Source organism: Cohnella sp. GCM10020058, from assembly GCF_042683485.1.
In the GTDB taxonomy this organism is placed as follows: Bacteria; Bacillota; Bacilli; order Paenibacillales; family Paenibacillaceae; genus Cohnella.
Map to the genome: position 1 here is coordinate 120685 of NZ_JBHUJV010000015.1, position 20495 is coordinate 141179.

Annotated in this window: 20 protein-coding genes and 1 pseudogene; 9 read left to right on the plus strand and 12 right to left on the minus strand. The window is 52.9% G+C overall.

Annotated features, from left to right (window positions below; genetic code table 11):
- Positions 1-32 precede the first annotated feature (32 nt).
- Complete coding sequence (locus ACFSR7_RS25455) at positions 33-1745, plus strand: S41 family peptidase (protein ID WP_378166466.1); 1713 nt, start codon at positions 33-35, stop codon at positions 1743-1745.
- Between the two features lie 32 nt (positions 1746-1777).
- Here the strand turns inward: ACFSR7_RS25455 and ACFSR7_RS25460 are convergent.
- Positions 1778-2135 (minus strand): annotated as a pseudogene (locus ACFSR7_RS25460) (aldo-keto reductase family protein); the annotation flags it as partial.
- A gap of 236 nt (positions 2136-2371) precedes the next feature.
- Here ACFSR7_RS25460 and ACFSR7_RS25465 point away from each other — a divergent pair.
- Positions 2372-6037, plus strand: a complete 3666-nt coding sequence (locus ACFSR7_RS25465; RefSeq protein ID WP_378166468.1) for a pre-peptidase C-terminal domain-containing protein — start codon at positions 2372-2374, stop codon at positions 6035-6037.
- Between the two features lie 187 nt (positions 6038-6224).
- Here ACFSR7_RS25465 and ACFSR7_RS25470 read toward each other — a convergent pair whose 3' ends face one another.
- Both ACFSR7_RS25470 and ACFSR7_RS25475 read right to left on the minus strand, forming a co-directional pair.
- On the minus strand, positions 6225-6650 hold the full coding sequence (locus ACFSR7_RS25470) for a PH domain-containing protein (RefSeq protein WP_378166470.1): 426 nt from the start codon (positions 6648-6650) through the stop codon (positions 6225-6227).
- Between the two features lie 126 nt (positions 6651-6776).
- Positions 6777-7667, minus strand: a complete 891-nt coding sequence (locus tag ACFSR7_RS25475; protein ID WP_378166472.1) for a LysR family transcriptional regulator — start codon at positions 7665-7667, stop codon at positions 6777-6779.
- 112 nt (positions 7668-7779) lie between these two features.
- Between ACFSR7_RS25475 and ACFSR7_RS25480 the strand changes: the two genes are divergently transcribed.
- Together ACFSR7_RS25480 and ACFSR7_RS25485 are read left to right on the plus strand one after the other, a co-directional pair.
- A complete protein-coding gene (locus tag ACFSR7_RS25480) occupies positions 7780-8793 on the plus strand; it encodes an alpha/beta fold hydrolase (RefSeq protein WP_378166474.1) in 1014 nt (337 codons plus the stop codon).
- A gap of 102 nt (positions 8794-8895) precedes the next feature.
- Entirely contained in the window at positions 8896-9024 is a 129-nt protein-coding gene (locus ACFSR7_RS25485) for a hypothetical protein (protein WP_378166475.1), read from the plus strand.
- A gap of 102 nt (positions 9025-9126) precedes the next feature.
- On the opposite strand, the gene ACFSR7_RS25490 is transcribed toward ACFSR7_RS25485, so the two are convergent.
- From ACFSR7_RS25490 to ACFSR7_RS25500, 3 genes are all read right to left on the minus strand, one after another.
- Positions 9127-10110 carry an aldo/keto reductase gene (locus ACFSR7_RS25490; RefSeq protein WP_378166477.1) on the minus strand — a complete coding sequence of 328 codons (984 nt, stop codon included), beginning with the start codon at positions 10108-10110 and terminating at the stop codon, positions 9127-9129.
- An 88-nt stretch (positions 10111-10198) separates the two neighbouring features.
- On the minus strand, positions 10199-10426 hold the full coding sequence (locus ACFSR7_RS25495; protein ID WP_378166479.1) for a hypothetical protein: 228 nt from the start codon (positions 10424-10426) through the stop codon (positions 10199-10201).
- Between the two features lie 39 nt (positions 10427-10465).
- A complete protein-coding gene (locus tag ACFSR7_RS25500; RefSeq protein ID WP_378166481.1) occupies positions 10466-10834 on the minus strand; it encodes a hypothetical protein in 369 nt (122 codons plus the stop codon).
- 136 nt (positions 10835-10970) lie between these two features.
- Here ACFSR7_RS25500 and ACFSR7_RS25505 point away from each other — a divergent pair, with 136 nt between their 5' ends.
- Positions 10971-11408 (plus strand): hypothetical protein, encoded by a 438-nt coding sequence (locus ACFSR7_RS25505; RefSeq protein ID WP_378166483.1) that lies wholly within the window; start codon positions 10971-10973, stop codon positions 11406-11408.
- 13 nt (positions 11409-11421) lie between these two features.
- A complete protein-coding gene (locus ACFSR7_RS25510) occupies positions 11422-11976 on the plus strand; it encodes a hypothetical protein (RefSeq protein ID WP_378166484.1) in 555 nt (184 codons plus the stop codon).
- Positions 11977-12087: 111 nt separating this feature from the next.
- On the opposite strand, the gene ACFSR7_RS25515 is transcribed toward ACFSR7_RS25510, so the two are convergent.
- The 5 genes from ACFSR7_RS25515 to ACFSR7_RS25535 form a co-directional block, all read right to left on the minus strand.
- Positions 12088-12321 carry an RNA polymerase sigma factor gene (locus ACFSR7_RS25515; RefSeq protein ID WP_378166486.1) on the minus strand — a complete coding sequence of 78 codons (234 nt, stop codon included), beginning with the start codon at positions 12319-12321 and terminating at the stop codon, positions 12088-12090.
- Between the two features lie 42 nt (positions 12322-12363).
- Entirely contained in the window at positions 12364-13011 is a 648-nt protein-coding gene (locus ACFSR7_RS25520; RefSeq protein ID WP_378166488.1) for a hypothetical protein, read from the minus strand.
- Between the two features lie 102 nt (positions 13012-13113).
- The gene (locus ACFSR7_RS25525; protein ID WP_483862653.1) at positions 13114-14091 is read right to left on the minus strand and encodes a hypothetical protein; all 978 of its coding nucleotides are present in this window, start codon (positions 14089-14091) and stop codon (positions 13114-13116) included.
- A 224-nt stretch (positions 14092-14315) separates the two neighbouring features.
- Positions 14316-14672 (minus strand): hypothetical protein, encoded by a 357-nt coding sequence (locus tag ACFSR7_RS25530; RefSeq protein ID WP_378166489.1) that lies wholly within the window; start codon positions 14670-14672, stop codon positions 14316-14318.
- A 14-nt stretch (positions 14673-14686) separates the two neighbouring features.
- On the minus strand, positions 14687-15073 hold the full coding sequence (locus ACFSR7_RS25535) for a hypothetical protein (RefSeq protein WP_378166491.1): 387 nt from the start codon (positions 15071-15073) through the stop codon (positions 14687-14689).
- 344 nt (positions 15074-15417) lie between these two features.
- Here ACFSR7_RS25535 and ACFSR7_RS25540 point away from each other — a divergent pair, with 344 nt between their 5' ends.
- The gene (locus tag ACFSR7_RS25540; protein WP_378166492.1) at positions 15418-17301 is read left to right on the plus strand and encodes a 3'-5' exonuclease; all 1884 of its coding nucleotides are present in this window, start codon (positions 15418-15420) and stop codon (positions 17299-17301) included.
- Positions 17302-17504: 203 nt separating this feature from the next.
- Complete coding sequence (locus tag ACFSR7_RS25545; protein ID WP_378166494.1) at positions 17505-18839, plus strand: LLM class flavin-dependent oxidoreductase; 1335 nt, start codon at positions 17505-17507, stop codon at positions 18837-18839.
- Here the strand turns inward: ACFSR7_RS25545 and ACFSR7_RS25550 are convergent.
- The gene (locus ACFSR7_RS25550) at positions 18836-19279 is read right to left on the minus strand and encodes an Lrp/AsnC family transcriptional regulator (protein WP_378166496.1); all 444 of its coding nucleotides are present in this window, start codon (positions 19277-19279) and stop codon (positions 18836-18838) included. The two genes, ACFSR7_RS25545 and ACFSR7_RS25550, sit on opposite strands and share 4 nt — an antisense overlap.
- A 147-nt stretch (positions 19280-19426) precedes the next feature.
- On the opposite strand from ACFSR7_RS25550, the gene ACFSR7_RS25555 reads away from it, so the two are divergent.
- The gene (locus tag ACFSR7_RS25555; RefSeq protein WP_378166498.1) at positions 19427-20401 is read left to right on the plus strand and encodes an oxidoreductase; all 975 of its coding nucleotides are present in this window, start codon (positions 19427-19429) and stop codon (positions 20399-20401) included.
- The last annotated feature ends 94 nt before the right edge of the window (positions 20402-20495 follow it).

Consider the following 20495-nt stretch of genomic DNA (forward strand, 5'->3'; position numbering starts at 1 on the left):
ATAGGGCGTAAATGAATGGAGAGTGTTGGAATATGAGCGTGATCGGGACGATCGATTCGGTAAAATGGCTGACGGTTTATGAGTTGGCGATGTGTGTCATCGATTTATTCGTGTTGACGCTTTACGCTGTACCTGTTAAGAAGCATGACAGATGGTTTGATTTTTTACCAGGCGCAGGGGTGCTTGCAGCGATCGCAAGCCTTCTCTCCGGGGATACGACGCTGCTGGCGCTGATCATCGATTCGCTGACGCTTGCCGTGTTTTTATGCACCATGAGGAGGCTGTTTAAGCCTAAGCCTTGGGCTGCTCCGAAGAGGAAGGTGTTCCAAGTCGTCAGGAGCGTCATCTGCGTATGCGGCGTTGTCCCCATCCTGTTCGCGTTGGCGTATGCGGGAGTCTTGCGGTACAACCCGGTTAGCGATTTTAGCGGAATGAGCTATTCCGAAGCTTTCGTGAAAATGAACGAGAGATTGTCGAGGGAGTATCCGTTCGGGGAATGGAAGGACATTGACTGGGAGGCGCGCCGAAGCAAGTATGAGCCGCTCTTCGAACAGGCGGAGAACAACAAAAACTTCGATTTGTACTATAAAACGTTAAGAGAGTACCTGTTCTCCCTGAACGACGGGCATGTCAAAATCGTTAACGATAACGTGTACGATGGGAATACGGTATTTAAAAAGGAAGTCGGCGGCGGCTTCGGGCTAAGCGCCGTACAGTTGGATAACGGCAAAGTTCTCGTGAGCCTGGTCCTGGAGAACAGTCCCGCTGCCAAGAGCGGAATCAAGCTAGGCGCGGAAATCGTCGCGTGGGACGGAATGACGGGGCAGGAAGCCTTCGACCGAGCGACTTGGAGCGAGAACGGTACGGCTACGGATGAGGCGAAAAGGTTCAATCAGGGCCGTTTTATGGTACGGGCGCCCATCGGCAAGGAAGTGCAAGTCGAGTTCCGCAATTGGGGAGCGTCCGAGCATACCCGAACGAAATTGACGGCTTATGACGATCAATTCGAGACGTTGAAGAAAACGAAGAACAAGCTAACCCCGGCCGACCTGGAGGCTCCTCCGATCGAAGGCGAGATGCTTGACAACGGCTACGGATATGTGAAGATTAAGCATTTTCTTCCCAAGTCGAATGTCGCTTCACCCGAAAAAAAACTGGCGGACCTATTGAGGATGTTTAAAGCGAAAAATGCGAAAGGCTTGATCATCGATCTGCGGAATAATCCGGGCGGGGAAGATCAGCTTGCCGCCAATCTGGCCGGTTTCTTCGTGAACAAGGAGAAAATCTATGAATACGTCAGCTATTACAACAGATACACGGGCAAGTTTGAACTGAACCGGAATGAGGTCGTCAAGGTCAAGCCTTCAAAGCCACATTATGACGGCAAGGTAGCGATCTTGATCAATAGCAGAACCGGCAGCTCGGGAGAAGGAATGCCGCTTGTTCTAAAAGGGATGCCCCATGTCAAAATCGTAGGGTTTACCTCCACAGCCGGGTCGTTCGGCCTCGTGAGCAGCCCGATTGAAATCAAGATGCCGGAAGGCTACGTCATCCATTTCCCCGACGGAAGGTCGCTCAACCAGGACAAAACGGTCCAGGGCGACGCCGACCAATCCGGCGTCGGGGGCGCGGTTCCCGACATCAAAATCCCCCTCAACGAAGAAACGTTTAAGGAGAGCGTGTTGGAAGGACAGGATGTCGAGTTGAAGTATGCGATCGACGCGCTGCGGAAAGAAGCACGATGAGATGCAGCTGGCAGGTCGGCAAGCGATTATGGATCCTCGACCTGACGAACGTTCTTAAACCCCGGGATCACGCAGGTGATCTCCTTGAAGTCCAGCAGCCAGCGGAGCGATGCGCGTGTTATGTTGTCGCGGCCTTCGGTGATTCAGCCAAGCTGCGATGGTCTTCGGCTTCGAACGAAGCAACCGCCTTAGACTTGCCGGTCAGGAGACCGCTGGCGAGCGGCAGTCGGACGATATTGAATATCATCTGGAGCGCCTGCACGCCCGACTTTCCAGACAGAACAAGCCTTCCTCCACGGTCTCGACGCTGACGCCGTAAGCGCGGATCTTGCCTTCCTGCTGCTGCAGCTTGTCCAGCACCTCGAACACGGCGCCCTGCTTTAGAATCTCGAGCAACCGCTGTCCCCCTTCGAAAATGGGAAGGGATAGCCTGGAACGCATTTTAAAGTCGCTGTGTCGTTTCTGGGTTATTTGCTTGGCGGAGCGTACAAAGCCGGATCAGCACTAATCTTTTGGTCCTATCGGAAACGATGACGATTCCGATTACGGCCGTCACTGGCCTTCTAACACGGACGAATTTTATGCTTATGAAGCATGGATCGTACAATGCGAGGAGGCTCAATGTCATGAAAGGAAGCAAAAAAATACTGGCCCTGGCAGCGGCGCTGTCGCTGACGCTCGGAGGCTGGTCTTCCGGTGCAACTCCGGCTGGCATTGGAGGGGAGGCGGGTTTATCAGCGGGAACGGGGATGGCCAAAGCGACTCCCCAAGTATCGACAAAGCCGAGAATCCCCGACGTGACCCCTCCCGGCGAAGCTTCGGGCTTGGAGGCCGCCTATGCGAATGGGGTCATCCGCCTAAGCTGGCGGCCGCCGGCGGATAAAGATTACGCCTATGCGAACCTGTACGTGAAGAAGCCGGGCGCTTCGGACTTTGAACTGCATGAAGCCGGTATCGCGCCTGTGCGGGCCGGCGGGGAGGGGCCGTCGAGCCTCTCGCTCCCGGCTCCTTTCGCCGGCAGTACCGGATTGGCCCAGACCTACGAACTGGCTGCAACGCTAATGGGTTTGTACGAGATGAAGCTGACAAGCATGGACCAGTCGGGCAACGAATCCGCCGGTACGCTGGCGTCGGCTCTGGCAGAACCCGCCGCCGCAGAGCATGCAGAAGTAATGGACGCCGACGCAATAGCGCAGGCATCCGACCTCATTGTGACATGGGCCGACCCGGTCGACGCGAGATTCCGGCATGTACAGGTGCGGATCGCAGCAACAGAGGATGGAGCCTACGATCGCAGCTTCCGGGTCGCGAAGGGGGAGCAGCGACTGATCGTGCCGGGCTTGACGGCCGGTGATTATACGATCGAAATAACGGCATATGATGCGTACGAACGGGCCTCCCCGGTCGTGCGGCTATCAACTTCGAGCGTGGACGTTACGCCGCCTGCGGAGTCGATGGCGCTGCGGGCCGAGGATCTGGCGGGGTCGGCGAAGCTGACCTGGACGCCGCCTTCGGCGGATGGAGACTACGCGGGCAGCCGGCTGTACGTCCAATATCCCGGACAGACCGAGTACAGGCGCGTGGCAGCCGATCTTGTGGACGGAAGTTACGCGATACCTGGCCTGAGAGGCGGCACGCACCAGTTCAAGCTGACATCGGTCGACCCGGCGGGCAATGAATCCGCAGGCGCGATCGTCGCGCTGGAGATCGGCGATTATGAAGCGCCGCCGCCGGTATCCGCCGCCACCGTCGCCCAGCAGGGGCCCCGGATTGAGCTCGCCTGGACGGACCCGTCCGATCCGGATCTGGCGCAGGTCAGGATTCGCATCCGCTCCTCGGACGGCGCTGCGTACGATCGTTCCTTTGACGTGCAAAAGGGCGTCCAGAAGCTGCGGTCCGAGCCGCTGCCCGAAGGCGATTACGAGATCTCGCTAACCGCTCTCGATGCGGCGTCCAACGCTTCGTCCCCCGTGCGCTTGTCGGCGCATGCGCTGGCCGACGCCAGCGAGCCTAACGGATCCGTCTCGCAGGCGAAGCTGCTAGCACTTCCCGATTTTTCCGTTCAGGCTTCGCTGAGCGACTCGCAGGACGTCGACTATTACATGCTGCCGTTGAAGACGCCGTCCAAGATTAGCCTGACCCTGCGTAACGAAGTGTCGTCCGAGATGGAGCTGCGGCTGTCGGACGCGAGCGGCATGCGCGTCTACCGTAAGGCTGTCGTGGCCGCGGGGACAACGGCGCAGGAGGAAATCACGCTTGGCGCCGGCAACTATTACGTCAAGATCAGTGGAGTCGCGGTCGCGGGTACGCCGGCTTATTACGAGCTGGAGGGCGGCACGGGGGACTTCTACGAACCCAATAATGTCAGAGAGCAGGCGACCGTGCTGCCCGCCAACGCCATCCGTACCATCAGCACGATCGATCGTCCGGAAGACGTGGACTGGTATCGAATCGATGCAGACCGGACCGGTCCTATGTCCGTGCAGCTGCGCAACCTCCCGTTGGGTACGAACTACGACCTGTACCTGACGGACGAGGCGGGCACGGCACTTGGCGAATCGCGCTCGCTGATCGGTTCGCAGGAGACCATTACGTTTAACGCAACCGCCTCGCGGCATTATTATGTCTACGTGCAAGCCGCCTCGGGCTATTCTCTGTTCCCCTATACGCTGGAGACGACCAATCGCGAGCCCGATGCGCTGGAACCGAACGACACGCCCGCGAGCGCGACCGCCGTGTACGAACCTTATGCGATTGAGCTGCAGAAGCACGGCAGCATTCACTACGGCGGCGATTCGGATTATTACCGGTTCGAGGTCGCCAAGGCGGCCGAACCGTTCTCGTTCACGGTTCCTGCGAATGTGAGCCTGCAATTGCTGGATGCCGAGGCCAGTCCGTACGGCGTTCAGCCTGTCATTTACGGACAGAACCAGGTGATCTCCACGAAATTGAACCCGGGAACCTATTATGTCAGAGTGTACGCTTCGAGCCTCGTTTCGGAAACGGTCCCATATGACCTGACTTTCCGGTTTCCCGCAGGCTCGCTGCCCCGTCCGGTCTATACGGTCGGCGAGCGGGAGCAGAAGCTTGCCGCCTACTGGGCACCCGATTTCATGCAGGACATCGTATCGGTACGGCAGGGCGGGTACAGCGACATGTTCACCGACTACTTCTTCGACGGTCAGACCGACCCGAGCTACAAATGGTTTAATTTTAAAAGCGGCTGGTACGCCAGGCCTTCCTTCGTCTACAACTCGTTCCAGGAGACGGACACGCATTGTTTCATCGGCTACTATCTGTATTACCCGTCGATGGGCTTCACAGGCGTCTTACTGGTTATTTTCAAGGACGGCAGCGAGTACGGCAAGCTTCAGCTTGTACGGACCAAGGACAAAGCGTATTCGGATAGCAGTCAAATCTCGGATCTGGACGGCGGCATCTTCAGGGCGGGCCATCGTCCCGTGCTGAGCATCACCGGTATGCAGCAAAGCGACGGCTTTGGCGGAAGTGGGGCCGATACGCCCACGATCACGATGTTCAAAGGGGATCTTCGGGACCAGCCACCAGGCGGCACCGGCATCAAGTATTTTCACGGCAATACTGCGATGGAAGTCACGGACCTCAACAATTGGGCGGCGTATTCCTATCGGCTGCTGCCGATGAAGGAACTGTTCGACAATGACGCGGTGCTGGACTACAAATACAAAGGGGAATGGTGGGGCCTCTATCCGAGTTCGTTCGGATACCTCGTTGGCGCCTTCCCATGGCAATTCGAGCATGACATGCTGAGCGATCCGGCGTTTTATGTAGACAGAAAGCATGACTATATGGGCGGATTCTCGCACAAATACCTGGTTAACGCCTATTACCACGTCGGCGTTCAATATATATCCGTCGCCGGTCTGGAGGATATGGATTCTTTCCCGGATAACCCGAAGAGCGATCTTATCGTCATAGGGGACGGCATCGATAAAAATTACTGGAAAAAGAACAACGTGACGAAGGATCAGTTCTATCCCATTCTCTTCGGCGAAGACGACGCCCAGGAGGATATGGATTTCGTGTCTCCGCTGTCCACCCGTTATCTGGCGAAGCCAAGCTATGCGCGGGGCGTGCATGTCGAGGTTGCCGATCTTGAAGACGCGCACGCGAACAACGCATGGGAGACGATGGGGACGTTCGATTACCCGCTTCAGCCGGGCGAACAGGCGACCTGGATCGGCAAGCCTCTGTCGCCGGTGGACGGTAAAGTGCTGGCCCGGATCACCTTCCGCGCATGGCGGGTCAAGTGAGAAGGAGGGCCATCCGCCGGTCCAATCGCATTTTTATCTGCTAGCGCCCAGTCAAAACCATCATGCAAAAAACCGCAGCATTTCTGCGGTTTTTGCATGAATACGAAGGATCATCCAATTTCAAAAAACGGGGGACTCAATCACCGGACGTGTCGTCGCGATGTTGGGATGATGCGCTAGCCCAGCGTCAACCGTTCAACCGCTTGTTATTGGCAAGGGCGATGGACATCAAGGTCGTGTAGATCGGCTTTGCATTGAATTTTTTGCCGAATTCAAACTTGTACGACGAGACTGAAATATTGTTGCTCTTGTGGTAAGGGGAAGTAATATAGTGGATCGTCACTTCGCAGTCGTCGAATCCGGTGCCGGCCGTCTCCATCGTCACCTCGTAGATCGCGTCCAGATGGATCGACACGACCCTCGTTTTGCTGCCGGTTACGCCTTGATGATCGATCAGAATCAGCCGTTCCTCCGTGAACACAAAGGCGTCCCGAATCAGCTTGAAGCCGGTCTGAATCGTCTCGTTCGGCGTCAGATAAGCACCGTATTTCTCCTGAAGCTCCTGGACCGACACTTCCGAATAGTTGTTGAACAATCCGCTGAAAAGACCCATAAACGATGACCACCTTAGGGATGAGATGGATACCCCTTTCGGCACAAGCCCGCTAAAACCCTCCTTGACTGGTAAATCATTCATATCTTATTTAAAAAGAAAACGTCCATGTCGTTCGTGGGAGCGCTACGCCCTTGGCACAATCTCTCTTGCTGCTTCTATGAAACCCATCATGATGGGCGACAGCCATTTGTCTTTATGCCACAGCATCTGTGTAAACACGCGCAGGTCCGGGATTTGCCAGGGAAGCGCGACGAGCTCGCCTCGCGCGACTTCGGTTTTCGTGACAATCTCCGGCAGAAAGGCGATACCGATCCCCGAGATCGCGCATTGTTTGATCGCTTCGGCGCTTTGAAACTCCAAGTAGGTGATGCTATCGATGCCCTCTCTCTCGAAAGACCGGTCGAACAGGGTGCGATAGGGACAGCCCTTTTCATTCGTCAGGAAAACTTCTCCGTGAAAATCGTCCAGCTGCAACTCGGTTCGCGTCGAGAGCGGGTGGTCCGGCGCGGCGAACAGGCGGAAGGTCTCTTCGAGCAACGGTTCGACTGCAAGTCCGCTCGAGCGTACGGGTTCGTCCAATATAAAGACGACATCCGCGGTTCCATCGAAGAGTGCCTGCTTGAGCGCTAGATTCGGCACGGAGCGGAAGATCAGACGCACGCCCGGATATTGCGAACGAAACCGACGAAAGACGGCCGGAAGCCGGTAGGCGCAAACCACTTCATTGGCGCTGACCGTCAGGGTGCCGGTTAGTTGCTCGCGGTTATGAACGGCGCTGCGCGCTTCGTCCAATTTGTCGAGAACGTCATGAACATGCGTTAAAAAGCGTTTGCCCTCCATCGTAAGCACAAGCTGCTTGCCCAAGCGATCAAAGAGACGAACGCCAAGCTCGTCCTCCAAGGCTTTCATCTGCATCGTCACGTTGGAGGGGACGTAGTTCAGCGCTTCCGCGGCCCGGCTGAAATTCAAGGTGGATGCGACCGTTCGAAACGTGTTCAGCTGACGCAATTCCATCGTACGATCCCCTTTTAACTTTCAATAATAATGAAAATAACATTGAATTGTGTTCACTTTTATTGAGCGTATCACGGTTCTATACTAACGACAAGAAGGGAGCGATCTTACGATGGACTACGACATTTTTGATTTGGGTGACGTCACTTTGCAATCGGGCGCGACGCTGCCGAGCGCTTTTCTCGCTTATAAGACGTACGGCCGTTTGAACGAAAAGAAAGACAATGTCATCGTCTATCCGACTGCGTTCGGCGACCAGCATGCTCAGAATGAGTGGTTGATTGGAGAGGGCATGGCGCTGGATCCGCAGAAATATTTCATCATCGTGCCAAATCTGCTGGGCAATGGGCTGTCTTCCTCTCCCACTAACACGCCTCCGCCATTCGACAAGGCGAACTTTCCGCAGGTCACCGTCTATGACAACGTTCAATTCCAGCATCGGCTGGTGACGGAGAAGTTCGGCATTCAAAAGATCGCGCTCGTCGTCGGATGGTCCTTAGGAGGCATTCAAGCGTTCCAGTGGGGGGCGAGTTATCCGGATCGAGTGGAGCGAATCGCGCCGATCGCCGGGATGGCCAAGACTTGGCCCCAAACGTACCTGGTCCTGGAGGGGGTTAAAGCGCCGCTACTGGCTGCCGTCCGCTTCGATTCAAGCCAGCTCAACCGTTTAACTGCCGCCGACATGCGCGCCGTTGGCCGTGTGTACGCCGGATGGGGGTTGTCTCAGGCGTTTTACAGAGCGGGGCTTTATCGGGAGCTGGGATTCGACTCGGTGGCGGATTTTATGGCCGGCGTCTGGGAAGACAGCTTTATGAAAATGGATCCGCACAATGTCCTGGCTATGCTATGGACGGGCATACATGCAGATATTAGCGCAAACCCGGCCTACGATGGGGATTTCGAAAAGGCGCTGGGGAGCATTACGGCACTTGCCTGCGTCATGCCGGGGAGCACGGATCTCTTCTGCCCGGCGGAAGATAACAAGTACGAGGCTGAGCGTTTGCCGCATGCCGTTTTTAAACCGATCGAGTCAATCTGGGGCCACTTTGCCGGCCGCGGCATCAACAGGGTCGATAATCATTTTATTGATGACAACCTCAAACACCTGTTGGCTCTTCATCATTGACACGAAGGAACGAAAGACAGAGCTGAAACGTATATCGTCTCGGCTCTGTCTTTCGTTTAAGGCGACTGCACAGCCGATGAATCTGAAAGGGAGGTATCGACAGTGGCCGTCGTATTGTTTATTTTAATTCTTGTCTTCGGTGTCCCGGTTATCGGCAAGATGAATAAAAAAATCGCTCATTTAGAGGAGCGGGTCAAAGAGCTAGAGGGACTCAATAACATCAATAAATAATCTGGGGCGATATTTGTATAGTTCATCGTTTGGCCTAAAATGAATGCAGCGGATCCCCTAAATGGCGGAACCGCTGCTGATGGAGCGCCTATTCCATCTCGCTTAATAAGCGCCTCGAATATGTTCGCTGACTTGTTCTCGGTAGAGCCGTCGCAGCCGCTCGTGCTCTTCCTCGCTGAACGGCTTCGTATTTAATACCCCGAGGTTATCCTCGACCTGGCGCACGTTTTTGAAGCCCGGGATCACGCAGGTAATCTCCTTGAAATCCAGCAGCCAGCGGAGCGATGCGCGCGTCATGTTGTCGCGGCCTTCGGCGATCCAGCCCAGCTGCGACGCGAGCTCGACGCCTTTGGCGAAGGGAAGCCCCGCGAATGTCTCGCCGACGTTAAAGGCTTCGCCGTTCTGGTTGAAGCTGCGATGGTCTTCGGCCTCGAAGGAAGCATCCGCCTTGAACTTGCCGGTCAACAGACCGCTGGCGAGCGGCAGCCGTACGAGCAGGCCGACGCCGCGCTCGGCCGCGCGGGGGAGGAGCTCTGCGATCGGCTTCTGCCGGAAGATATTGAATATAATCTGCAACGCCTGCACGCCCGACTTTTCCAGACAGAACAAGCCTTCCTCCACAGTCTCGACGCTGACGCCGTAAGCGCGAATCTTGCCTTCCTGCTGCAGCTTGTCTAGCACCTCGAACACGGCGCCCTGCTGCAGAATCTCGAACGGCGCACAGTGGATCTGGTACAGATCGATCGTATCGCGCTCCAGACGCTCGAGGCTATCCTCGCACCACCGGCGCACCTGCTGCTCCGAATACGTCTGCGGGTCGTGGATATCGCCCTGCCGGCAGAACTTCGTGGCAACGTGAATCTTGTCCGTCTTGCCCTTGGTGGCGCGGGCGAGCAGACGCTCGCTCTTGCCGTCGCCGTACACGTCGGCCGTATCGAAGAAGTTAACGCCTTCGTCCATCGCCTTGTCCAAGGCGCGAAGCGACTCCGCGTCGTTCGTCTGCCCCCATGAGCCTCCGATCGCCCACGTACCGAAGCTGACTTCGCTCACTTGCAAACCCGTTTTGCCCAGCGGCCGTAAGTTCATATGCCCATCCTCCGTTGTCAGTACGTGAATTTTCGTCAAACGTATTGTAGCAGACGGATGTTGAATGCGCTATCACGCCTCCGTTACATCAATCCCGCCCCATCCGGAAGGAAGTGCCGTCCTGCAGATGCACACGTAGGAAGATGCCGTATTCGGGCTTATTGTCTTTGTAGATCGTATCGAAGCCGACCAGCTTCAGCTGCGGCAGATCCCTGGCGAAGACCGCCGACGCTTCCGGTGCGAAGTCGCCGATCGGACTGCCGTCTGTGCCGCTCTCCAGGCTTACCTTTGCAATCTTCCCGTCGATGTCCCACAAGTCGCCGATTGTTTTCGCATGCGGATTGCTATGGGCCTCTTACACTTTGCCCTGCGCTATGACGCGGTACGAAGGCTTATAGCCGTTCATCGCATAGATCGCCGTGCCGATCGGCAGGTAGGCGGCATCGCCGTTCTTCGACTTATGGTCCGTGCAGGCATGCTCATCCAACATATACGATACCTCGCCAATCTTCTCGCCTTGCTTTCCTTCGGAGACGCCCTTCGTTCCTTCGATGTTGGACGTGTACATCACATCGCCCAGCATAAGAAAGTCGACCCAATCGATCTCTCCAAGGCACTCTCCCCTAAGCGCTCCGGGCAGCCCATCCTTCAATCCGCAGCCGGATGCGGCCAGCATCGCTGCCAGCACGAGAATGGCGATGGCCAGCCGTGTTATAATCCGCATTGATGTTCACCTCATGAAATTTTTTTCAACCAGATTTTATTGTATTCATGAATTTATATCCATCTCTAGCAAGTAGATATATACTAAAAAGGTTCGTCATCCGTCATCTCCGCCATTTAAAGGAGCGGTATCTTTATTGAATAGTCGCGCCGTACTCAGGTTAATTTTATTCTTTGTATTGATCGGGGTTCTATTTTTTGAGTTTGTAGAATACCTCTCGCTTGTTGACCTGATGGGGCAGTATATTGTTCCGTATGACCCCGCAGTTTACTTGATCAAATTATTAGGTTTAGGTGTAGGCTCGCTCTTCCTTAATTACTTGTTCTACCGTATACAATCCAGAAATTCGTTATCTGAATGGATCTACTTGCTTTTGATGGGCTGCATCCATGCGATCTTCGTCGTTCTTGTATCTTTATTAGGCGTTTGGCTGTTCGGAGACTATAAATACGCGATTGTCGTCTACTGGGGAATCGACATCATCCACCTCGCGATCGCTACGCTTTTTTTCAGGAGGTTCGGGGAGAATCGGCGGCAAGAGCGCTCAATCAATAATCTTGCAAGCTGGGCTTGAAGGGAGGAAACGCGTGTACAAGGAAACAGAAAAGAGGGCTTTTAAAATCCTTTTTCTCATCTTGTTGCTATTAATGATTTTCGCAGATGCAGCTTTATTGCTCTTATATTTGAACGACTATGTTCTTTTTTTTCTCAAAGAAAGCATTATTCTGTCTTTTATACTTACTCATGTTGTTATTATGCTTTTGTTTTCTCTCTCCTTCAGCTGGGCAAGGGCGATCCTCATCATCTCCGTGCCAATTGTCATAGGCGTTGGGCTTGGCGTGTATCTGTATGCGCATTACGCGCTTCCACAGTGGAGCTATCAACGGTTTCAATCCCCTCAGCATAAGCATTCGTTGGTGCTTCGTTATCGGGCGGCAACGTTAGGGGAGAGTCACTATTTTTTCGAAACCTATCAGAAGTCCTCCAATCGACTGCTGCTGCGTCATACGCCATCTGACGATTTCAACGTTGTATTGCAACACGATGAGAAGTACACGGGAATCCAACAGGTTCGATGGTTAAATGAATCTACCATTCAGTTTGACGTGCAAGGAACGAAGAAGATTTTGTCGTTAAATTAGATAAAACAAGAAAGAGTCTAACTGAGGCGCTTCTTTTTAAGAAGGGAGTGTACCGCAGAAAATTGATGGATCTGGTCTTGAGAAGGCCCTCTAATTAAGGAAGATTACGTTTTATTCAAGATCATTCGTCCATTTTTTTGAAAATAGTTGAAGCAGCTTTTTACGAGCTCTTGCCAAGCGTTGTGTCAATATCGATTCTGTTATATTCAGTTCACGGCAAATTTCCTGGTAGGACTTTCCTTCCAGGTAAAAGTGGTACAAAACAATTCGGTAGTCTGTTTTTAATTCATCAAGCGTCTGATAAAGCAATTGGTTTCTTTCTTTAAATTCGATAGCACTAGTCACACTGTTTTAGTTGGATATGTCACTCTGAAGCCCTTCTTCTTATCATATAAGGCGGAAAGTAGAGACTATTGATTTCATGACAGATTCGTCCACATCGTCACTTGAAAAATAGAAGCCATAGGAACGTTCTTGTTCTTTAATTGTTACGTACCATCTCGTTTCCTTATAGGACCAATCGGGATCTTGCTGAGCGGCGGGCTTTGTATGCGTTAATTGAATTTTATAATTGTGTATATCCAAACCGGTAATAGGTGCTTTTTCTTCCACTTCCTGAAAGTCGTTTTGTTCAGAATGATTTGGTTTCATGTCTTTCCAAGTCGTGGAATCAAACCAACCTAATACTTCTGTTTGACCTATCTCTTTGTCTCCCTTCTTGAAGATGAAAAGGTCGGAAGAGGATCCTTTTTCGTAGGTCCATTCCTTGGGGATAGCCGCCTTAAATGAGGATGTTTGGATGACTTGATATCCCTCAGGCATTAAGAATGGTTCCTGCTTCACCTCTGCTGGCGTTGGAGACGCAGACGGTTCCGTTGGCTCCGCCAAAGTGGAGGAAGGAGAATCCGTGTTGTTTTGCTGCGGAGATGGAGAAAAAGAGGCGTTTTCTAAATTAATCGTTTTTTTGCTGGAACATGCGGTAACGAGAAAAAACGCAATTATGATTAAGAAGAGTATCTGTGTTTTTGTTTTCATTTCCATATGCCTCCAATATTCTTGGGTTCGCCGAGGTACCCATATATTCTAAATTGGAAAATACCAAGTTTTTAACTTGGTATTTTTCCTTACCATATTTACTTATCTTGTCATAGTAACTTGAGCGTAAACGGGACTTCCACTACTGAAATTTCGTACCCGAACTCGATAAGTTTGACCACTGGTTAAAAATACTTTAGCAATGAAAGAATAGCTATTCGTTCCATGATCATCGTTAGAAGCAATGAGGGCGTTAGAACTATTATACAGCTCTAAGTACGTATCGCTGTTTGTATTGTAGAAAATGGTTTCAAAGTTTGCCAGGCGTCCGTCGCCAGTAACATAGAAATCATATGTTGTTCCGCCTGTTGCATATCCAATTGTTGATGTCGTTAGTGTGCCGGTGGTTAAGTAAATTCCGGCGTATACAGCACTACCGCTGCTAAGGTTGCGCACCTTAACATAATAGGTACTTCCAGATGCAAGATAAGCGCTAATCCTTGAATAGTTGCCTCCACCAGAGTCATCGTCACTTGCCAACAACTGCAGATTAGAATTATAAAGTTCTAAATATGTGTCTGTTTTAGTTCCGTTCGGTACAGTTTCAATGGTCACTGTTAAATTGGCTCCGGTTATTTTAAACCACTTTTCAGCTTGGCCACTTACTGTACCGGAAGAAGTGAGTGTTTCACCGGCATTCCAGAACGAACCGCTGTAGAAGAAAGGGGCGATCGTACCAGTTGATACCGTAGACGAATCATAAAAATAGTGCAGTATTTGTAACCAATTATTACCTTGATCGTTGAGATAGTCAGCACCGTATTGTTTCATTTCTCCACCATGATAAGGCCCGGGTTGCCCCGATGTTCCCGCCACATAGGCTGGATAAAAGATATTGCCGCTAGAATTTTGAATTCCAATCCCGCCCACAGCATTAATCGCTTGTAGCGATTCCGTTGTCTCCTTGTTAGCCTCGGGATTATAGACTTGATCGACCACTGTATCTTTGACGTCATAAGCCTCGTTGGGGTATTTGGGACTTGCCCACACTCGATACCATCCGACAAATTTTGTTGCCATTGCACCAGCTTTTAACGATTCCATTTTAGGTACAGTGTACAGAATCCATTCATTCGGCAAAACAGCCCGAACATAATCATAAAGCGTGGGTGTGTCGATACGGTTATAGGAAGTTCTATATACCCGAATATAGCTAGGTGGAAGATGTTGATCAGACGGTATATAGGGGCTGACGTTATTAGGAGAAACTACGATCCCGTTTAAATTATTTGTTGTTGAATTCGTTACACGCTCCCGCTGCAGCTTTTGTAGCTTTTCTTGCTCGTACTTTTGTTCTTCAGCAGAAATTTTACTTCGTGCTGGTTCTGCAGGAAGCCTTTTTCGGCCTCAATCTGCTTGCTTGTGGCACGTAGGTCTTCTAAGACTTCACCTTTTTTATTTATTATGATTCCTTCGGAGCGACTTCTGGCAATTTTAATAGCATCTTGTTCAGCTGGACTCCCAAAACCAAGATTTGCATTGCTTATTGCGACGATTGGAGCAATGGAATTCTCAATAATTTTCCAAACCCCTTGTTCCTGCCCAAGAATCATCAAACGATAGTTGACTCCATTATAGAAATACTTGTCTTCTTTTTTCACTTTAAAGTCAAGGCCTACAAGGTACGAGCGAAGATTACTGTACTTGACTTCATAGTAAGAAAAACTAGTAAGACGAGAAACAAACTCGTTGGGGAGTGCTTTGATTTCTGATATTGAAACAGAATCAACGGTGTGAAGGCCCAACGCTTGCTGCTGATAATCAGCATTATCAATAAAAATTCTGTCGCAGATTGGTCTTCCGTTGCTTCCAGTTGAACATAAGTTGCCCAATCTTTCATGTTTAAAGCAGACACTTGTTGTTCAAGTGTTCGTTCAGGCTCGTTGTTGATCCATTCTGAAGTTGTTTCGGCTGCTTCTGCCGAAACATTGCTCACAACACTCACAATTAAAGAAAATACCAAACCGAGCGAGCAAAGAATCCGGAAACTTTGTTTACACACGCATTAAAACTCCTTTCAATAGTCAATTTTTGCAACTTAAACGATTAAGTTACAAGCGCAATATTGTATAGATCAGCCTCCTTTAGATCCTTGGAAATTACCAATTACAATGCATAGTGCGTAATTGTCGTTGGTATTACCAATTATATAAAATGGAACGGAATTCCAATGGGGCTTTTTTCTTAAATGATGTCGATAACTGAATATAAAGGTAAAATGATATTAAAGTCCTGCGCAATCAGCTGGACAATGATTGTTTCACTTTCCGCACTTCCTATCCATCTCCTGTAAATGAATATATACTAGTGTCAAATGCAATCAATCCGTTAAAGGTGTGACGAAAGATGGCCTATATGGTCCCGGAGGTTATTCGGACGAGTGCTGCAGCGGGGGAACGTTTACTTTTTCGCACATTGGAAGAATACCTGCCGAGCGATTATATGGTGTATTACGAACCGGAGATCGAGGGGCGGAGGCTCGACTTCGTCATCATCGGGCCGGATCTCGGACTGGTCGTGCTGGACGTGAAGGATTATACGCCGGCCGCGCTACTCCAGGTCGAGCATGATCAATGGCAGCTGTACGGTGCGGCCGGCCGCGTGGAGATCGTACGGAATCCGTACAACGAGGCGAGAGATAACGCCAGGTTTGTCGCGGAGCAGCTGAAGCAGGATGAGCAACTGATCCAGCCCGCGGGGAAGCAGCGAGGACAGCTCAAATTTCCGTGCGGCGGCGGGACCGTATTTACGAGATTGAAGCAGGCAGACTTCATCAAGTATGACCTTTACGAGGCGATCGCCCGGGAATTCGTGCTGTGCCGCGACGAGGTGGATCCGGAGGATGAGGCATTTTCGGCAGATGTCCTGATCGAGAAAATACATGCGATGTTCACGGTGTGGAGCAGCAGCCGCTATTATCTGACGGCGGAGGACGTTCGGTCGATTCGGCAGCATCTGTTCGCCGAGGCGCGGATCAGCGCGGAGTTCAGGCAGCCGGCGGATGACCAGGATCAGCTGCTTCTCTCGCTTCGTCATATCAAGACCATGGATCCGTATGGGGAAAATAGAGCCGGGCAGTCGGGCGATAATCAGAGGAAAAGGCGAGAGGCAGCGGGAAGCGGGAATGCGGCGAAACTGGCCGGCCGGGCACGAACGCTCGCCAAGCAGTATCCGGACTGGAAGCTTCTCGTGCTGTGCCGCGACACCGCGCGGTCGCTGACGCTGCAGCAGATGATCGAGCAGCTGATGAGCGAGCCGGAGGACCTGCTGGATCTCATCCGTCTCGAGGAACAGAAGGCCGGTGCGGCCGCGGCGTCGAACATCGCGGTGTTCGGCTTTCACGAGTGGCTGAGAGCGGTCCTGAATGCGCGGGTGACGGACATACCGGTCCTGATCGAGAAGCTCGATCAGAATGAGGCGATCCTGCCGACGTACGATGCGATCTTGATCGATAACGTGCAGGATTTCGAGCCGGAATGGCTCAAGCTGCTGGGGCTCGTCTTGAACCCGGAGCTGCAGGGGAACCCGCTGGCAGGGGATCGGGCGCAAACCAATTCACAACGCGGCAGGTCCCGTATTCTGTCGATGAATTACCGCAACACGGCGCAGATCGCGCAGTTCGCCTGGGATTTTTACCAGCGACATTCCGCCCTTCAGGATACGGTGAGAAGCGGTTCCGTGGACGGCGTAGACATCATCCCGCCTTACAGCACGCACCGCAAGGGGCCGGAGCCGGTCATTGCGCGGTGCGATCGCTTTACCGATGAGATCAAGCGGGTGTGCGAGCGGATCGCTTATTTGCGCGACGAGAAGAGCATTCCGTATGCCGACATGGCGATTCTGTACCGCGTGAAGGATAACTACCATTTCTCCTACGTCGATACGATTCGCAGAGCGCTGACTGAAGCGGGCATGCCTTATTACTGGGTGACGGAAAACGAGGATGCCAAAAGGCGGTTGGAACGCGCCCACGACTCTATTAAAATTTCCACAATCGAGGGCGCGAAGGAACTGGATTTCAGGGCGGTCTTTGTGGTCAATGTCGACAGCATGCCGTTTCCGCTTGAAGCGGCGGAGGAGAAGGAAGTGTCGTTGTTCTACATCGCGCTGACGCGGGCGCTCGACTGGCTGTATGTGTCCTACAGCGGCGAGTCGAAGTTTACGGCGTACCTGGACGAGGTGCTGGAGCAGCGGAGCAGGAAGGGGAAGGCTTCGAAGAAGATGGGTTGACGAGGCTGGTCGAATATAGAGCGGTGTAGGGGCCCTTCATTCGTGGAGGGCTTTTTTCGCATGCGATTTCCGTTAATTTTAATTTTTTACCGTCCATTTCCCTTTAAATCCGTATAGACCGCCTTGAATAGTTGGTGATACGCTTATCGAAGCATAGCGTCGATAAAGTCTCGATCATACAACGACAAGGAGGACGAATCGGAATGTCCGGAAAAAAGCTGCTTAAATTCGGAGCCATCCTTCAAGGCTTGGGGGCGCATACCGGCCTGTGGAGACACCCTGACATGCCGGTCGACGCGAGCGTCAACCTTGAATTTTACAAGCGGCAGGCGCGCACGGCCGAAGCCGGCAAGTTCGATCTCATCTTTATAGCCGACGGGCTCTTTATCACGGAGGATTCCCTGCCTCATTTTCTGAACCGATTCGAGCCGATTACCATCTTGTCCGCGCTTGCCGCCGTTACGAGCCGAATAGGCCTGGTAGGCACATTGTCGACCTCCTACAGCGAACCGTTTAACGCTGCCCGCCAGTTCGCTTCGCTGGATCACATCAGCGCAGGCAGGGCGGGATGGAATGTCGTCACCTCGCCGCTGGAAGGCTCCGCCCTTAATTACGGCAAGGACGGGCATCCATCCCATGCAGAGCGTTACCGCATGGCGGCGGAGTATCTCGAAGTCGTGCGAGGGTTGTGGGATTCCTGGGAGGACGACGCCTTTATCCGCAATAAAGACACCGGCGTTTTTTTCGACCGTTCCAAGCTTCATACGCTTGATCACAAGGGCGAATTTTTCTCCGTACGCGGGCCTCTCAATATCGGGCGTTCGAAGCAAGGGCAGCCGGTCGTATTTCAGGCGGGCTCGTCCGAAGCCGGCAAAAATCTCGCCGCGCGGTCGGCGGATGCCGTCTTGACGGAGCATGCCTATATCGAAGACGCCAAGCAATTCTATCGGGATGTCAAAGCGCGCGCCGCGGCCTATGGGCGGTCGCCCGACGACATCGCGATCCTGCACGGCATCGGCGTCATTATCGGCCGCACGGAGAAGGAGGCCAAGGCCAAATACGAGGAAATCGCCAATCTGGTGACGATTGAAAAAGCGATCGCCCACCTCGGCCGGTTCTACGAACATCACGATTTTTCGCAGTATCCGCTGGATGCGCCGTTCCCCGATCTGGGCGATCTCGGCAGCAACAGCTACAGAAGCACGACCGAACGAATCCGGCGAATCGCGCGCGAGGAAAATCTGACGCTGCGCCAGGTCGCGCTTCGCTTCGTATCGCCGCCAGGCGGCTTTATGGGCACGCCGACGCAGATCGCGGACTTGATCCAGCGTTACTACGAGGAAGAAGCGGCGGACGGCTTCTTCATTCAATCTGTTACGCCGAGCGCGCTGGAGGAATTCGTAGAGCTGGTCATCCCTATTTTGCAGGAAAGAGGCATCTATCGCACCGAATACGAAGCGGACACGCTGCGAGGCAACCTGGGCGTGCCGATACCGGCCAATCGCCATGCGCTGGCCGCGACGGCGGCGGATGCTTAAGGATAAGTGGGGCCGACCTCCGCGATATTTTTATCCTCGAACGCCGTGGAGAGCACGACCAGAATAGACGAAAAGCCAAAGGCATTGCATTCGTCCAGCAAGCTGGCTAACGATTCTGTCGTTTCCGTAACGATTTTCATCAGAAAATTGTACTCTCCGCTAATTCTGTATAGCTCCACGATATCGGGTGACGACTCGCAGAACGCAGTGAGGTCGGGGCATTTGTTCGTTTTAAACAACACGAAAGCAGTCGTATGCTTCCCCAGCTTGTGCGGAGACAGCTGCACGCGGTAACCCGTGATAATCCCCTGCTCCTCGAGCTTTCGAACCCGTTCCGTGACGGCAGGCTGCGACATGGCGATCGTTCTGCTCATTTCGGAGATCGATATTCTGGCGTTGTCGTGCAAGAGAGACAAGATTTTGGAATCGATATGGTCCATGAGAGCCTCCGCTTAATGAATTGAGGTTGTACAAAGAAAATGACTGAATAAATAATGAGTATTCGATATTAGGCCTTAATAATCGCATGTGAGTCTGCTCGAAACCATTATAAAATGTCAAAGCCGACTTGCGAAGGAGAATTTTCTATGATAGTGACCGTCAACGACACCGCGACCCTGGGCGGCTTGAAGCTGAAAAACCGGCTGGTCATGGCCCCGCTGCAGCAATACAAAGGCACCATCGACGCTTTTCCGACGGATCATCATATCGCCCATTACGGCCGGAGAGCGCGACATGTAGGGCTTATTATCGTGGAATCGACCGCCGTCTCTTCCAATGGTCGGCTATGGCCCAACGATATCGGTATTTATAAGGGAGAGCACGTGCAGCCTCTGAAAAAGATAACGGATGCGATCCACGCGCACGGAACGCCCGTGTTCGTTCAATTGTCGCATGGCGGCCGGAAATCCTCGCCCGAGGTGACTCGGTCACTGATTGCGCCGAGCGCCTTGCCTTTCGACGATCATTACGGCACGCCCGAAGCGTTGACGCAGGCCGGCATTCGCGGCGTCCTCGAAGATTATCGCCTCGCTGCGGCCAGAAGCGTCGAAGCCGGGTTTGACGGTATCGAGATCCATGCGGCGCACGGCTTTTTGATCCACCAATTTTTATCTCCGCTCACCAATGCAAGGTCGGACGAGTATGGCGGCGATTCCGAGGGCAGGTCAAGGTTTCTGAAGGAGGCGCTCCTCTCGATCAGGCGGGAAGTGGGGAGGGACTATCCCGTCATCATACGGATATCCGCAACGGACTATTACCAAGGAGGGCTTACGCCAGAGGAGTGGGTGCGGCTGTTGAAGCCGCTTGAAGCCGAGCTGGACGGCATTCACGTCTCTACCGGCGGACTGCTCCCGATCAAGCCGGCGGACGTGCATCCGGCGTATCAGCTGCCGCATGCCGCCGCGATCAAGCAGCATTTCCGGATTCCGGTGATCGCGGTCGGCAAGCTTCATACGCGAAGTCTCGCCAACCGCGCGCTGGAGGATCGACTGGCGGATCTGATCGCCATCGGCAGTCCGATGCTCGACGATCCGGATTTTGCCGGAAGGTTGTTGGCGTGAATGAGAAGACCCGCAAGATGCGTACGCCAAAAGCGTGCCGCTTGCGGGTTATTTGTCTTTTTAGATCAAGAAGTTGACGGAATGCTGTTTTTAT

What these genes read in the sequence shown, in the direction of transcription:
- ACFSR7_RS25470 (WP_378166470.1), bottom strand. Translation starts at nt 6,650, where the DNA reads ATGGGTCTTTTCAGCGGATTGTTCAACAACTATTCGGAAGTGTCGGTC.
- ACFSR7_RS25475 (WP_378166472.1), bottom strand. Translation starts at nt 7,667, where the DNA reads ATGGAATTGCGTCAGCTGAACACGTTTCGAACGGTCGCATCCACCTTG.
- ACFSR7_RS25500 (WP_378166481.1), bottom strand. Translation starts at nt 10,834, where the DNA reads ATGCGGATTATAACACGGCTGGCCATCGCCATTCTCGTGCTGGCAGCG.
- ACFSR7_RS25455 (WP_378166466.1), top strand. Translation starts at nt 33, where the DNA reads ATGAGCGTGATCGGGACGATCGATTCGGTAAAATGGCTGACGGTTTAT.
- ACFSR7_RS25520 (WP_378166488.1), bottom strand. Translation starts at nt 13,011, where the DNA reads ATGAAAACAAAAACACAGATACTCTTCTTAATCATAATTGCGTTTTTT.
- ACFSR7_RS25550 (WP_378166496.1), bottom strand. Translation starts at nt 19,279, where the DNA reads ATGGACCATATCGATTCCAAAATCTTGTCTCTCTTGCACGACAACGCC.
- ACFSR7_RS25555 (WP_378166498.1), top strand. Translation starts at nt 19,427, where the DNA reads ATGATAGTGACCGTCAACGACACCGCGACCCTGGGCGGCTTGAAGCTG.
- ACFSR7_RS25525 (WP_483862653.1), bottom strand. Translation starts at nt 14,091, where the DNA reads ATGGCAACAAAATTTGTCGGATGGTATCGAGTGTGGGCAAGTCCCAAA.
- ACFSR7_RS25545 (WP_378166494.1), top strand. Translation starts at nt 17,505, where the DNA reads ATGTCCGGAAAAAAGCTGCTTAAATTCGGAGCCATCCTTCAAGGCTTG.
- ACFSR7_RS25480 (WP_378166474.1), top strand. Translation starts at nt 7,780, where the DNA reads ATGGACTACGACATTTTTGATTTGGGTGACGTCACTTTGCAATCGGGC.
- ACFSR7_RS25465 (WP_378166468.1), top strand. Translation starts at nt 2,372, where the DNA reads ATGAAAGGAAGCAAAAAAATACTGGCCCTGGCAGCGGCGCTGTCGCTG.
- ACFSR7_RS25490 (WP_378166477.1), bottom strand. Translation starts at nt 10,110, where the DNA reads ATGAACTTACGGCCGCTGGGCAAAACGGGTTTGCAAGTGAGCGAAGTC.
- ACFSR7_RS25540 (WP_378166492.1), top strand. Translation starts at nt 15,418, where the DNA reads ATGGCCTATATGGTCCCGGAGGTTATTCGGACGAGTGCTGCAGCGGGG.